Source organism: Halomonas korlensis (assembly GCF_900116705.1).
In the GTDB taxonomy this organism is placed as follows: domain Bacteria; phylum Pseudomonadota; class Gammaproteobacteria; order Pseudomonadales; family Halomonadaceae; genus Halomonas; species Halomonas korlensis.
The window spans coordinates 406,821-421,037 of the sequence record NZ_FPBP01000002.1 but is presented as its reverse complement, the minus strand read 5'-3'; the positions used below and the strand labels follow the sequence as shown (position 1 = coordinate 421,037).

The 14,217-nt window shown below is 65.5% G+C and carries 11 protein-coding genes; 9 read left to right on the top strand and 2 right to left on the bottom strand.

Translation table 11 applies throughout. The annotated features are described in order from the left end of the window. Positions 1-3 precede the first annotated feature (3 nt). The 5 genes from BM341_RS04645 to BM341_RS04625 all read left to right on the top strand — a co-directional run bounded on the left by BM341_RS04645 (position 4) and on the right by BM341_RS04625 (position 4,840). Entirely contained in the window at positions 4-432 is a 429-nt protein-coding gene (locus tag BM341_RS04645; RefSeq protein ID WP_089793371.1) for a universal stress protein, read from the top strand. 239 nt (positions 433-671) lie between these two features. Then, positions 672-1,520, top strand: a complete 849-nt coding sequence (locus BM341_RS04640) for a DUF2189 domain-containing protein (RefSeq protein WP_089793369.1) — start codon at positions 672-674, stop codon at positions 1,518-1,520. 56 nt (positions 1,521-1,576) lie between these two features. Further along, the gene (locus BM341_RS04635; RefSeq protein WP_089793367.1) at positions 1,577-2,032 is read left to right on the top strand and encodes a lysozyme inhibitor LprI family protein; all 456 of its coding nucleotides are present in this window, start codon (positions 1,577-1,579) and stop codon (positions 2,030-2,032) included. 86 nt (positions 2,033-2,118) lie between these two features. Continuing rightward, complete coding sequence (locus tag BM341_RS04630; protein ID WP_245784161.1) at positions 2,119-2,637, top strand: putative pterin-binding protein; 519 nt, start codon at positions 2,119-2,121, stop codon at positions 2,635-2,637. Between the two features lie 22 nt (positions 2,638-2,659). Further along, positions 2,660-4,840 carry an ATP-binding protein gene (locus BM341_RS04625; RefSeq protein WP_089793363.1) on the top strand — a complete coding sequence of 727 codons (2,181 nt, stop codon included), beginning with the start codon at positions 2,660-2,662 and terminating at the stop codon, positions 4,838-4,840. A gap of 43 nt (positions 4,841-4,883) precedes the next feature. On the opposite strand, the gene cra is transcribed toward BM341_RS04625, so the two are convergent. Next, a complete protein-coding gene (gene cra / locus BM341_RS04620; RefSeq protein WP_089793361.1) occupies positions 4,884-5,888 on the bottom strand; it encodes a catabolite repressor/activator in 1,005 nt (334 codons plus the stop codon). A 285-nt stretch (positions 5,889-6,173) separates the two neighbouring features. Between cra and ptsP the strand changes: the two genes are divergently transcribed. The 4 genes from ptsP to pgi are packed head-to-tail and all read left to right on the top strand — an operon-like array spanning position 6,174 to position 13,535. Continuing rightward, positions 6,174-9,086: a phosphoenolpyruvate--protein phosphotransferase gene (gene ptsP / locus BM341_RS04615; protein WP_089793359.1), complete on the top strand. Its 2,913-nt coding sequence runs from the start codon at positions 6,174-6,176 to the stop codon at positions 9,084-9,086. Further along, the gene (pfkB, locus tag BM341_RS04610; protein WP_089793357.1) at positions 9,086-10,060 is read left to right on the top strand and encodes a 1-phosphofructokinase; all 975 of its coding nucleotides are present in this window, start codon (positions 9,086-9,088) and stop codon (positions 10,058-10,060) included. The genes ptsP and pfkB overlap by 1 nt, the downstream gene beginning before the upstream one ends. Continuing rightward, positions 10,057-11,835: a PTS fructose-like transporter subunit IIB gene (locus BM341_RS04605; protein WP_089793355.1), complete on the top strand. Its 1,779-nt coding sequence runs from the start codon at positions 10,057-10,059 to the stop codon at positions 11,833-11,835. The genes pfkB and BM341_RS04605 overlap by 4 nt, the downstream gene beginning before the upstream one ends. Before the next feature lie 56 nt (positions 11,836-11,891). Beyond that, positions 11,892-13,535 carry a glucose-6-phosphate isomerase gene (pgi, locus tag BM341_RS04600; RefSeq protein WP_089793353.1) on the top strand — a complete coding sequence of 548 codons (1,644 nt, stop codon included), beginning with the start codon at positions 11,892-11,894 and terminating at the stop codon, positions 13,533-13,535. Here pgi and BM341_RS04595 read toward each other — a convergent pair. Next, positions 13,524-14,030 carry a hypothetical protein gene (locus BM341_RS04595; protein WP_089793352.1) on the bottom strand — a complete coding sequence of 169 codons (507 nt, stop codon included), beginning with the start codon at positions 14,028-14,030 and terminating at the stop codon, positions 13,524-13,526. The genes pgi and BM341_RS04595 overlap by 12 nt on opposite strands. Positions 14,031-14,217: the final 187 nt, after the last annotated feature.

The window sequence follows — 14,217 nt, the reverse complement described above, 5'->3', positions numbered from 1 at the left end:
GTCATGTACAGCAAGATCATGTTGCCGGTGGATTTGAACCAGGAGTCGTCGTGGTCGAAGGCGCTGCCTACCGCCCTGGCACTATGCCGGAGTTTCGGCGCCTCGCTGCATGTGGTCACGGTGCTGCCGGACTACCACATGCCCATTGTAGGGTCCTATTTCCCCAGGGACTTCGCCAAGAAGGCCCATGAGGCGATCACCCAGGCACAGCACGATTTCATCAAGGCGAACGTGCCCGAGGACATTCAGGTACAGAGCGTCATCGTTGATGGCTCGCCGTGGGAGGCGATCGTCAAGGCAGCGAAGAAACTCGAGGTGGACCTGATCGTCATGGCTTCCCACAACAAGCGCAAGTTCGCTGATTACGTGCTGGGGCCCAACGCCGAGCATGTGGTGCATCATGCCAAGATATCGGTGATGATCGTGCGCTGAGCCTGGCAGTGTCTTCAGCAACGCGACGACCCTGGCCGATTGGTTGGGGTCGTCGCGTTGTGGTCTGCGCCTTTCGCCGCACTGCACCAACGGCCGGGGTCGGCTAAAGTACGTTGAGCAATGCACCTTGATTCAAGTAATGTCATCAGTGTCCGAGCATGACGGCCCACATGTCGTGGCCGACCCTGACGGACAGAGATCAACAACAGCCAGCTTTCCGGTGGAATAGGGGTCAATTCATGAGCGCGGCATCGACACGAGAGCAACCCAGGGCGGCAGCGCCCAGGGTCAGGATTAACATTAATCCCGTCGGCAGCGACAGGCCTCGGGCGTGGCTGGCGGCCGGCTTCGAAGATTTCCGTCAAGCCACGGCAGTCAGCCTGGCCTATGGCATGTTCTGGGTAGGCTTGAGTATGGCGGTTACCTTCATCGCGGTGACGCTGGGGCTGTGGCACTGGTTGCTGCCGATGCTGGCCGGCTTTATGTTCATCGGCCCGCTGGTGGCCGTGGGTTCCTATGGCATCAGCCAGGCACTGGAGGCCAACCGTGCACCTCATCTGGGAGATGCCTTCGGCGCCTGGAAAGGCCATGCCGGCCAGTTGGCGATGATGGGCGTGATGATGATGATCTTCTTCCTCGCCTGGATTCGCTTGGCCACGCTGCTTTTCGCGCTTTTCTTCGGGTTCGAGGTGCCTAACCCCACAACCCTCTATGCATCGCTGCTTACGACGCCGGAAGGACTTGGCATGATCGCCGTAGGCTCGGTGGCGGGCGGCATCCTGGCCTTCGGTGCCTTCACCATCAGCGCGGTGGCGATCCCGACCCTGATGGACCAGGACCTGACCTTCATGGAGGGGATCGAGGCCAGCGTTCGCTCCGTGGCGCGCAACTTCCGCCCGATGCTGCTGTGGGCCGCGATCCTTACCGGCTGCGTGCTGGTCGGGGTAATGACCTTTTACATCGGCCTGGCCTTGATCCTGCCGGTACTCGGCCATGCCAGTTGGCATGCCTACGAGGATCTGGTCAGGATCACGCCGATGGATGACACGGCGGGCGGTGCACCTTCAGAGAGCGAGTTGAGCCGTTGATAGGCGTCCTTGCCAAGCAATGGATAGCCAAGCGCTGGAAAAGGGCGGGTGGCGTCATGCTGTTCGGTGTTGTCTTGCCCCTCCAGGCGTGGGGGCAGGCAGGATCGGCCAGTCATCCCATCGCCCTGCAGCTCGATAGCTGCATGGCGGAGACCCAGTCGCACTCCCAAGATATGCTGGAATGTGCCAGGGAAGCCGAGGCCGCCTGGGAAGAGGAAGTGGCGCGTCTGACCGAGCGGCTGTCGAGCGTGTTGGGTGAGCAGGCAAGAGACGCACTGGAATCCGCCGATCTGGCCTGGCAGGCCAGCCGTAATGCCGACCTGGACTTCATCGATGCCTACCATGACCAGCTTGAGGAAGCCGAGCTCGGCGACCCCGAGCTGGTGCTGCTGTCGCGTCAGATGCATCGTAACGCCGGGCTCGAAATCCGTGTCTCACGCCTCGAGAATTTCCTTGCCGGACTCGAAGATATTCCCGACACGCTACCCGACGAACGCGTGCCACCCCCCTGATATGCCTCCAAGGCGCAAGGGATGGGCACCTGCCGAGCGTAGCGTGTTGTTATCGCCATGATCGGATCGCTAGAAGGATGATGCTCATGCCCCGGTGCGTCATGTCCGGCCTGTCGGCCTTCTTGTTCATCGGCTTGCAGCTGGCATCCACGTCGCTGGTGGCCGAGCCGCTGTCGACTCCCACAGGAGAGGTGATCCTCACCATCAGTGGAAATATCGAACGTACCAATGCGGGTGCGCAGGCCCATCTTGATCGCGATATGCTGATGGCGCTTGAGTCGTGTGTCATCGAGACCAGCACGCCTTGGCATCGCGAGCCCGGGCGCTTCGAAGGCCCGCTGTTTCGGGCAATACTCTCGGCGGTCGGGGCTCGCGGGGAGGTCGTCCACGTTCAGGCCCTTGACGGCTTCGAAGCCGAAATTCCGGTGTCCGATCTCGAAACCTACGACGTGATACTGGCCATGAAACACAATGGCGAAACCATGGCGATCCGCGATATGGGGCCGCTGTTCGTGCTATACCCCTTCGATGATTATCCTGAACTGCTCACCGAAATGATCCGCTTTCGTTCCGTATGGCAGGTAAATCACCTGCATGTACCCTGATGTCCGGCCCTTGAGTTCGCGAATGCTGCGGTATCCCTTGCGTCTCAAGTTGGGCGCAACCAGTGCGCTGATATTTTTTGCGGCTGCCTTGGTGGTGGTGGGGCTCGCCTCCTGGCGCCAGGAGAGCCTCGCCCGCAGCGTCGGTGGCGATGCCGTCTGGCATGCCTACAAGCTCGATCGCGATACCCTGCAGCTATGGCACTACTTGCGCCAGCCAGAGCCTGCCATGGAGGATCTGCGTAGGCGCTTCGAACTGGTGTACGGCCGTTTGAACCTGTTGCGTCGCGGCGACGTGGCCGAGCTGATCGAGGTCATTCCAACGGCCGTGGCGCTGATGGAGGAGGTCGGAGCGCGCATCGAGGTGCTGGACCGCCAGCTGGAGCGGCTGCAAGCGCTCGACGTCGATACCCGGTCGCAGTTGGCACAACGGCTTGACGCCTTGAGTCAACGCACCGAGCCGCTGATCATCGCCATCAACGGCCACCTGGCCAACAGCGCGACGCAAGAACGCCAGCAATTGCAGTCCCTCTACGCCTTGCTGATGGCGCTTATCCTGGCCATGAGCGTGGCGGCGATGCTGGTCGTGATGTTTTTGTTTCGCGAGGCTCGCGACAATGCCGCGGCTCGTCGCAAGCTGGAAGTCCTGAGCCAAGAACTCAAAGCCACGGCCCGGCGCGCCCAGACCGCCAACGAGACCAAGTCGCTTTTCCTGGCCACCGTCAGTCACGAGATTCGCACGCCGCTCAACGGCGTGATCGGCATGAGCGACCTACTGCTCGACCAGCCGCTAGAGGGACGTCCGCGTCACTATGCCCATACCATCCACAACAGCGCCGGTCTGCTGCTGGAGCTGATCAACGACTTGCTGGACTTTTCAAAGATCGAGGCGGACCGGCTGGAGCTTGAGTCGCGTCCCGTGGCCTTAAGCGAGCTGGTCGAGGGGGTCATGGCACTGTTTGCCCATCGTGCCGAGTCGCGAGGCGTTCGGCTGGCCAGTCATCTCGATCCGCGGCTGCCGCCCCGCGTGATCAGCGATCCCGGGCGGTTGCGTCAGGTGTTGTTGAACCTGCTCTCCAATGCCATCAAATTCACCGATCAAGGCGAAATTCTGCTGATGGCAACCGTTTCCGAGCCGGGTCGGCTGCGCTTCGACGTGATCGACACGGGGGGTGGCATCACCGCAGAACAGCTACCGCGACTCTTCGAGCCCTTCCAGCAGGGTGACGCCTCCACGGCTCGGCATTTCGGCGGAACCGGCCTGGGACTGGCGATCTGTCGCCGTCTCGTGGAAGCCCTCGGGGGACACCTGGAGGTGCAGAGCGAGCCCGGCGTGGGCAGTCGTTTCTGGTTTGAACTACCAATGATGGCCGCGGATAACGACCCGGTCGAATCGACACGCCAAGCCTCCCCCCTTGTCCGGCTCGACGAGTCGCAGCTATTGGTGGTCGAGGATAATCCGGTCAATCGCCAGGTAGCGGTGGCGATGCTGGAACGCTTCGGCTGTCGTGTCAGCGCCGCCGAGAGTGGTACCGAGGGGCTGAAAAAGGCCGAGCAGACGCGTTTCGATCTGATCTTCATGGACGTGCAGATGGCTGACCTGGACGGCCTGGAGGTAACACGGCGTCTTCGGGCGCGTGGTGGTTGGTGCGGCGAGGTGCCGATCATTGCCATGACCGCCGGCGGTCCCGGAGGCGAGCAGCCCCGCTGCCTGGCGGCCGGCATGAACGGCTATCTGACCAAGCCGCTGTTTCAGGAGGCGCTGGAGGCGGTGTTGCGCCGTCATCTCCACAAGACCGACATCGGCTCACAAGCTGTCGCCTCTTTCGCCAAGCCGGCCGGGGCCGAGCCGCATATAACCGACCAGTCGCTTGACCAGGCCACGTTGGCGGCGCTGCGTGAGAACCTTGGCGAGCATGGTCTGGCGTCGCTGATCGCGCTCTATCGCGAGCAGGTCGAGACGCGCCTTGCCGAGCTCGATCAGGCCCTCGGTGCGGCCTCGTCGGAGCGCGTCAACCAGTTGGCCCATCAACTCAAGGGTGAGTCGTCGAGCCTCGGTGCAGTGAAGGTGGCCGGGCTTGCCGCGCTGCTGGAACGCCTGGGCAGGGAGGGCCAGCTGGGCGAGGCCGGCGTAGTCATTCATGACCTGAAGCGGTGCCTGATGCTCACGCTGCAAGGGCTCGAATCCTGGTCGACGTCAAGCTGAGCCCCGTGAAGCGAGTCCGATTAAGCGGATCATCTAGAGCGGATCAGTCGAAGAGAGCCGCGCGTTCCGGCAGGCGCCAATGGTGCGTCCGCGCAATGACCTGCTCGCCGGGATGATACTCGCCCCGCGAGGCCGCCAGGGCGCACGCCAGGGTCTCCATGGCGATGCGGTCGTGATCCTGGACCGCGGAATTGACCGGCAGCGGCAGGAAATCGAGCAGGCGGCTGTCGCCGAAGGTGGCCAGGCGCAGCGATTGCGGCAGACCGCCGTCCTCGAGCAGCACGTCGAACACGCCATCAAGTAGCGTGTAGGAAGCCGTCACCAGGGCATCCGGCAGACCATGCTGATCGAGGAGCTCACGCATCAATTGCGCACCGTCGCTGCGATCGTAGCGCTTGGCGCTGCTCGGAATGACCTCCACGGCACTGCCGGCCAGCGCCTGCTGGAAGCCGGCGCGGCGCTCCCGGCTGATCGAGAGGGCGGGTACGGCGTCCAGCCAGGCGATACGCGTGACCGACTCATCGAGCACCGAGCGGGTCAGACGCTCGGCGGCATCGCGATCGTTGCCTACCACGCTGGCGAAATGCTGCGGGTCCAGGCCGCGGTCCATGGCAACGATCGGCAGCCCACTCGCCATCATCTCGCGATAGAAGCCATCCTCCATCGGCAGGCAGCTGGCGGTGATGATCACCTCGCAGCGCTGCGCACGAAGCGCCAGGGCCAGTTCGCGCTCGCTCTCCGGGTCGTCGTCGGAGCCCACGATCAGCAGGTGATAGCCCTGCTCGCGGGCGCCACGCTCGAGCCGCTTGGCCAGGCGGGCATAGCTGGCGTTCTCCAGGTCGGGAACGATCAGGCCCAGCAGGCGGCTCGCCCCTCGGCGCAGGGCGGCGGCCTGCGCGTCGACCCGGAAACTGTGCTTGTTCACCACGGCCATGACCCGCTCCACGGTGTCGACACTGATGCGACGTTCGCGTGCCTTGCCATTGATGACATAGCTTGCGGTGGTCCGTGAGACGCCGGCCAGGCGGGCGATTTCGGCGAGTGTCATGAAATACCCCTGCGTGTGACGAAGGCAGTTTACCAGCCAGCCGGTCTGCCTACCCCCTGCCAAAGTTGTAGTTCTTCGGACTTGCCAACCGCGAGCAATCCGGCCAGCATTAAAACATACTAGGTGACACGATTCAGCCAGCTAAGCTTCACGCCATTGCGGGTCAGACAATCTCCGGAGGCTGAGAAAACTCCATTGGCCGGGAAAGCTCCTCTGGCTGAGAAAGCTCCGCAGGTTGAGAGAAGGCGACCACCGCCGCGTCACCCTAATGAACAGGAGACAACCATGCTGACGCTACGCCAGGATGATATCCAGCTGGGCTGTCGGGCCGATGATTGGCGCATGGCGCTGGATCAGGCCGCTGGCGCGCTGCACGCGGCTGGTCTGGTCGAGACCGCCTACCGGGACGGCCTGCTCGACCGCGAGGCCCAGTCGTCGACGTTTCTGGGCAACGCCATCGCCATCCCCCACGGCACGCCCGACAGTCGCCAGCACGTCAAGCGAACCGGCGTGCGGGTACTGCAGTTTCCCGCCGGGGTGGAATGGCACGACGGCAATCGCGTGCACGTGCTGGTGACCATTGCCGCCCAGAGCGACGAGCATCTGGACATCCTGCGCCAGCTGACCCATGTGCTCGACCGCGAAGGCGTCGCCGAGCGCCTGGCCGCCGCCGATTCGCGCAGCGAGATCGCCGGGCTGCTGTCCAAGGCGGTGATCGACGCGCGTCTGGATGCCGATACCCTCTGCCTGAACTTTCCCGCCCGCGACCGTCAGGAGCTGGCCCTGGCCGGCGCCGCGCGGCTGCGCCAGGCCGGTTGCGTGACCCACGAATTCGTGGCCGCCGTGGCCGGGGGCGTGCCACGGCCTCTCGGCCAAGGCCTTTGGCTGGTGGCGAGCGACCGCGGCGTCGAGGTGCCGTCGCTGTCACTGGTCACGCCCGACGGGACGCTGCATCAAGCCTCGAAAGATAGGAGTGACAGGATCAATGGCGTCTTGTGCCTCGCCGCCCAGGGCGACGCGCATCGCGACCTGCTCGAGCGTGTCGTCGCGCTGCTGGAGAGCGGGGCGGCCGACGAGCTGCGTAACGCCGATGCCGCGACGATCCTGGCGCGATTCGCCGGGGAGTCCGCCGCGGCCAGTACCCGCCAGGCGCGGGTCCTCAACGCTCATGGCCTGCACGCCCGCCCAGCCAAGCAGCTGGTTCAGGTGGCGCGTGCCCAGAACATGCCGATCCGCGTGCGCCTGGCCGAGGGTGGCGGTGAAGCGGTGTCGGCGGCCAGCCTGACCAAAGTGATCAACCTCGGCGCCCGACGCGGCCAGCAGCTGACGTTTTCTGCCGAAGGGCAGGGCGCCGAAGCGGCCCTGGCGGCGGTCTGCCACGCCGTGGCCGAGGGGCTGGGCGAGCAGGTGGCCCCCTTCGACGAGAGCCGTGAGCACGTGGTCGTGGCCTCGGATGCGCCGGCACCGATGCCATTGCCCGACGATGAACCCCATCTGGCGGTTGCCGCCTCGCCGGGGCTGGCCATCGCGCCGGTGTTCGTCATGCGCACGCCACGCTTCGACTATGCCGAGCGGGCCACTGACACTCATTCTGACGCCGCCATCGAGTCGCGGCGTCTCGATGCCGCAATCAGGGAGGGCGCCGAGCAGCTCGAGACCCTGGTGCAGCGTGCCCGTGGCGGCGAAGTCGCCGAGATTCTCTCCATGCACGAGGAAATGCTCGACGATCCCGAGCTGCATCAGGCCGCCCGCGAGGGCATCAATGAGGGGCGTTCCGCCGAAGCCGCCTGGTGGGGCGCGATCGAGACCGCCGCCCACGCCCAGGAAATGCTCGCCGACCGCTTACTCGCCGAGCGCGCCGCCGACCTGCGGGACGTAGGTCGGCGGGTGCTGGGCATCCTCTGTCAAGTCGAGCTGCCCGAGCCGCCGGCGCATCCCTACATTCTGGTGATGGACGACGTCGGGCCGTCCGACGTCGCTCGTCTCGACACCACCCGGGTGCGCGGCCTACTGACGGCGCGCGGCGGGGCGACCGCCCACAGCGCGATCCTGGCGCGTGCGCTGGGCATTCCCGCCGTGGTCGGCGCCGGGGCGCGAGTGCTGACGCTTGCCAACGGCACCGAGTTGATTCTCGACGGCGAGCGCGGGCGGGTGACCCCGGCGCCTTCGCCGGAACGCCTGCAACGCGCCGAACAGCGCCTGGCCGAGCGCGAGCGTCGCGAGGCCGCCGCCTGGGAGGCCCGGTTCGAACCGGCGCAGACCCGCGACGGCCACCGCGTCGAGGTGGCCGCCAACCTGGGCAATACCGCCCACGCTGGCGATGCCGTGGAGCGCGGCGCCGAAGGTGTAGGCCTGCTGCGCACCGAATTCCTGTTCATGGCGCATGCCCAGGAGCCGGATCTCGACACCCAGATCGCCGAGTATCGCGAAGCCCTCGATGCCCTGGACGGCCGCCCGCTGGTAGCGCGCACCTTGGATGTCGGCGGCGACAAGCCGTTGCCCTACTGGCCGGTGCCCAAGGAGGACAATCCCTTCCTCGGCCTGCGCGGCATTCGCCTGGCTCTCACACGGCCCGAGGTGCTCGAGACCCAGTTGCGCGCCATGCTGATGGCGGCTGCTCCAGCTGCGAAATCAGAGGGCCAGGGCAGGCCGCTGCGTATCATGCTGCCGATGGTCAAGGACATCGCCGAATTCCGCGCCGCCAAGCGGATCTTCGATCACCTGCTCGAGACGACCCCCGAGGCCGAGCGCACCACCGACGTGCAGCTCGGGGTAATGATCGAGGTGCCCTCCTGCGCCTTGTTAGCCCCGACGCTTGCCGCCGAGGTGGACTTCTTCTCGGTAGGCACTAACGACCTGACCCAGTACACCCTCGCCATCGACCGCGGCCATCCCGAGCTTTCCGCCCAGGCCGACGGCCTGCACCCGGCGGTGCTCAAGCTGATCGAGATGACCGTCGTGGCCGCCCACGCTCACGGCAAGTGGGTGGGGGTCTGCGGTGAGCTCGCCTCGGATGCCGTGGCCGTGCCGGTGCTGGTGGGGCTCGGGGTCGACGAGCTCTCGGTCAGTGCTCGCCAGGTGCCCTTGGTCAAGGCGCGGCTGCGCGAATTCGACCTTGCCGAGGCTCGCGCCCAGGCGCAGCTGGCGTTGACGCAGGCCACCAGCGAGGCCGTCCGCGACGCCCTGGAGGTGCGCTGATGGCGAGAATCCTCACCCTGACGCTCAACCCCGCCCTGGACCTCTCGGTGGGCCTGGACCGGCTGGTGCTTGGCGAGGTCAACCGCACTCGCGAAACCCATCTGGCGGCGGCCGGCAAGGGCGTCAACGTGGCGCGGGTGCTGGTCGATCTCGGCCACGACGTCAGCGTCTCGGGCTTTCTCGGCGCGGACAACGACGGCCCCTTCCTGCGTGCCTTCGAGACCCTGGGGGTGGAGGATGCCTTCATCCGCGTGCCGGGCGAGACGCGCATCAACGCCAAGCTTGCCGAGGCCGACGGGCGAGTCACCGATATCAACGGCCCGGGTGCCGCCATCGACGCGGCGGCCTGGCAAAAACTGCTCGAGGGACTGGATACGCGGGTCAACGATCCGCGGCGTCGGCCCGATGCGCTGGTCATCGCCGGGAGCCTGCCGCCGGGCCTCGCGGCGGACGATCTTGCCAACCTGATCGCCCGGTTGCGCGCCACCCGGCTGCCGGTCTGGGTCGATACCAGCGGGGAGGCGCTCGGCGCCGCCATCGCGTCGCGGCCGACGGCCGTCAAGCCCAACGAACATGAGCTGGCCGCCTGGGCCGGGGCCGCCCTGGACACCCCCGCGGCACGCCTCAAGGCAGCGCTCAAGCTCTACGGCGCCGGCGTCGAGGAGGCGCTGATCTCGGCCGGCGCCCAGGGCGTGCTCTGGGTCAGCCGCCGCGGTGCCTGGCAGGCGTTGCCGCCGCGCCTCGACGTGGCGAGCACCGTGGGCGCCGGCGACACCCTGGTCGCCGCCATGCTGCACGGCGTGCTCTCGGGGCACCCTCCCGAGCAGGTGCTGCGCCTGGCCACGGCGCTTTCCGCCGAGTCCGTTCGCCATGTCGGGGTGGGCAATGCCCGTGCCGCCGATTTTCCCACCCTCCAGCAACAGACCCGCGTTCGCCGTCTCAACGACGTCGATGCAGGGGGAGCCATCGCATGAAAGCCATCATTATCACCGCCTGCCCCAGCGGCATGGCGACCACCTTTCTCGCCGCCCGCCGTCTCGAGCAGGCCGCCGGGCGCCTCGGCTGGCAGGTTGAGGTCGAAATGCACGGCGAGCTGGAACCGCTCGCCCCGGTGACCGCCGAGGCCATCGCCGACGCCGACCTGGTCATTGTCGCCGCCGATCATGTGCCGGGCGCGCAGCGCTTTGCCGGCAAGCGGCTGTATCGTGCCCCGATCGATCAGGCGTTGCCGGACCCTGCCGCCTTTCTTGAGCGCGCGGAGCGCGAGGCCAGTGCCTATACGCCGCCCGCCGAGACATCGCCCACCGAGGCGCCGCAGGCCGGGCCGTCATCGACGGCGGCGGCCGCCAGCAATGGTGCCCGCAAGATCGTCGCGGTGACGGCCTGTCCGACCGGGGTCGCCCATACCTTCATGGCCGCCGAGGCGCTGAGCGAGGCGGGCAGGGCGTTGGGCCACGCGATCCGCGTCGAGACCCAGGGTTCGGTGGGCGCCCAGGACCAGCTCACCGACGAGGAAATCGCCGAGGCCGACCTGGTGATCCTCGCCTGCGATATCGAGGTCGACCCGACGCGCTTCGCCGGCAAGCGCGTCTATCGTACCTCCACCGGCAACGCGCTGAAGAAGCCGCGTCCGACCATCGAGGCGGCCTTCGAACAGGCCGAGGTGGAACGCGCCGGCTCAGCCGGCCGGTCCGGCGACGAGACGGGCAAGAGCGTCAAGGAGCAGGGCGTCTACAAGCATCTGCTCACCGGGGTGTCCTTCATGCTGCCCATGGTGGTAGCCGGCGGTCTGCTGATCGCCTTGTCGTTCGTGTTCGGTATCGAGGCCTTCCAGGAGGAGGGCACGCTGCCCGCCGCCTTGATGCAGATCGGCGGCGGCACGGCCTTCGCGCTGATGATTCCGGTGCTGGCCGGCTATATCGCCTATTCCATCGCCGACCGGCCGGGCATCGCCCCGGGCATGATCGGCGGCATGCTGGCCTCCGAGATCGGCGCCGGCTTCATCGGCGGGATTCTCGCGGGCTTCCTCGCGGGTTACGTCGCCAAGGCGGTGGCCCAGCACGTCAAGCTGCCGTCCAGCGTCGAGTCGCTCAAGCCGATCCTGATCATCCCGCTGGTGGCGAGCCTGGTCACGGGGCTCACGATGATCTATGTGGTCGGCGAGCCGGTGGCGGCCATCCTCTCGGCCCTGACAACCTTCTTGGAGAACATGGGTTCGACCAATGCCGTGCTGCTCGGCATCCTGTTGGGGGCGATGATGTGCTTCGATTTGGGTGGCCCGGTCAACAAGGCGGCCTATACCTTCGGCGTGGGCCTGCTGGCCTCCGAGACCTACGGGCCGATGGCGGCGATCATGGCCGCCGGCATGGTGCCGGCGATCGGCATGGGTATCGCGAGCTTCGTCGCCAGGGCGAAGTTCTCCGAGCCGGAGCGCGAGGCGGGCAAGGCGTCCTTCGTGCTCGGCTTCTGCTTCATCAGCGAGGGTGCCATTCCCTTTGCCGCCAAGGACCCGCTGCGGGTGATCCCGATCAGCATGCTCGGTGGCGCGATCACCGGCGCGCTCTCGATGCTGGTCGGCGCCAAGCTGATGGCACCGCACGGCGGCATCTTCGTGCTGCTGATTCCCAATGCCATCTCGCCGGCACTGCTTTACCTGGGCGCGATCGTCATCGGCTCGCTGGTCACCGGCCTGGGCTATGCGGCGATCAAGCGCGGCGGCCAGCCGGTGCCCGTGAGCGCCACCGCCTGAGCCGCCGGACGGGCAGGCTTTATTCGATAACAAGAGCGATAACAAGAGGCTAATCAATGTTCCAGCTCACCCGCAGCGTCACCTGGCAGGCCTTGAAGGGCCTGCAGGAAACCACGGCCAACGACCGTATTCGCGACTACTTCGCCGCCGACCCGAAGCGTTTCGAGAAGATGAGCCTGCGCGTCGGAGGTCTGTTTCTCGACTACTCCAAGCATCATCTCTCCGACGAGGTGCTCGAGACCCTGCTCGAACTGGCCGACCACTCGGCGCTGGTGCAGCGTCGCGCGCAGATGTTTTCAGGCGACATCATCAATGTCACCGAGGACCGCCCGGTATTGCACACCGCACTTCGCAACCTCGGCGAGGGGCCGCTCAAGGTCGATGGCAAGGATGTGATGCCGGAAATCCAGCGAACCCGCGAGCAGATCAAGCAGTTCTCGGAAGCGGTACGCAATGGCGAGTGGAAGGGTTATAACGGTCAGCGCATCATCAGCGTGGTCAACATCGGCATCGGCGGCTCGGACCTGGGGCCCAACATGGCCTGCCGGGCGCTGCTCAAGCACCGCCATCCGGAGCTGAGCTTCCACTTTGTCTCCAACGTTGACGGCGCGCATATCCAGAAGGTGCTGAGCGACCTCGACCCGGCCACCACCCTGTTCATCGTCTCCACCAAGACCTTCTCCACCCAGGAGACGCTGCTCAACGCCAAGACGGCGCGGCGCTGGTTCCTGGATAACGCCGGCGAGGATGCCGATGTCGGCGCGCACTTCATCGCCGCCTCGACCAACCGCCAGGCGGCCATGGAATTCGGCATCCGCGAGGAGAACGTCTTCGAGTTCTGGGCCTGGGTCGGCGGGCGCTATTCGATGTGGTCGTCGATTGGCCTGCCGATCGCGCTGTCGATCGGCTTCGACGGCTTCATGGAATTGCTCGAGGGCGCCTATGAGATGGACCAGCACTTCCTCTCGGCCCCCACCGCCGAGAACATGCCGGTGCTGATGGCCTTGATCGGCATCTGGTACATCAACTTCCAGGGCGCCGAGACCCAGGCCATCGTGCCCTACGACCAGGCGCTACATCAGCTGCCATCGTTTTTGCAGCAGCTCGACATGGAGTCCAACGGCAAGTCGGTGGATATCTTCGGGCATCCGGTGAACTACAAGACCGGGCCGATCGTCTGGGGGCAGACCGGCTCCAACGGCCAGCACGCCTTCTTCCAGTTGCTGCATCAGGGCACCCGCTACGTGCCCATTGACTTCATCGCCTCGCTCAAGCCCGAGCCGGGGGTCGAGGATCACCATTTCGCGCTGTTGACCAACATGCTGGCCCAGGCCAACGCCTTCATGGAAGGCAGCCAGGAAGGCAGCCGGCTCGACCCCTACAGCTGCCCGGGCAATCGACCGTCGAGTGTGTTGTTGCTCGACGAGCTGACCCCCAAGAACCTCGGGGCGCTGATCGCGCTCTATGAGCACAAGGTGTTCGTCCAGGGGGTGATCTGGAACATCAACTCCTTCGACCAGTGGGGCGTGCAGCTCGGCAAGCGCATCGCCGGCGAGATCAGCGAGCGCATCGACTCGCGCAGCCAGGACTTCGACGCGTCCACTCAAGGGTTGCTGGCGCTGGTGCGGGGAAGTTTTACGTCGCCTGCCGCGCCGCCTGACGCCCAGGGCGAGGATGACGGGAGTGAATCAGCCGGATAGTGCCCATTCGGAGAAGGCACTGACATTGGCCTTGGCTTCCTCCAGTTGGTGACACTCGTGTCGCTTTTGCTCGACAAAGTGCTCAAGCAGCGCCTTGAGGCTAGGCGTTCGGGTGAGCTGTGCCAGGACGGCGCTGATCTGGCAGGAGTGATGGGCCGCCGACAGGCTATAATCCAGTGCGCGATGGGCCAGCACGTCGTTGACGATAAACAGGTGCACATGTGTTCCGGGAAGCCACAGGCGCGTGGGACGTGAGGCGGGCAGACAATCACCGATCTCGAGGCATTTGGCCAGTTCATCGAGCGCCACGCTGCGCTGTTCGCATTCCACTCCCAGCGCGGCCATCAGTCGGCTGATGTGCGGTCTGGTGGGGAGAAAGCTCAAGGCAAGACCGCGATAACGCAGCATCTCGCGGTGCTCGAGTTTATGAGCGTAAATCAATTGTTTATCCGCAGGAAGATCAACGGTAGGCTCGTCGGCGGTGGGTGTCGGCACGGGCGTCTCCCTTGTCAGTGTTATTCGCGCCTATGATGGGCGCCTCGGCTCAAGATAAGCGACGGTGGCATCCTTGGCCTTTGATGGAAGTCAAGCTCATGCCCATACATCAGAAAATAGCAGAAGGTCTCATACCCTGCTGGAGCATATTCTTCATGTTGTGCAGGCGCAGGGTCAGACATGGCCG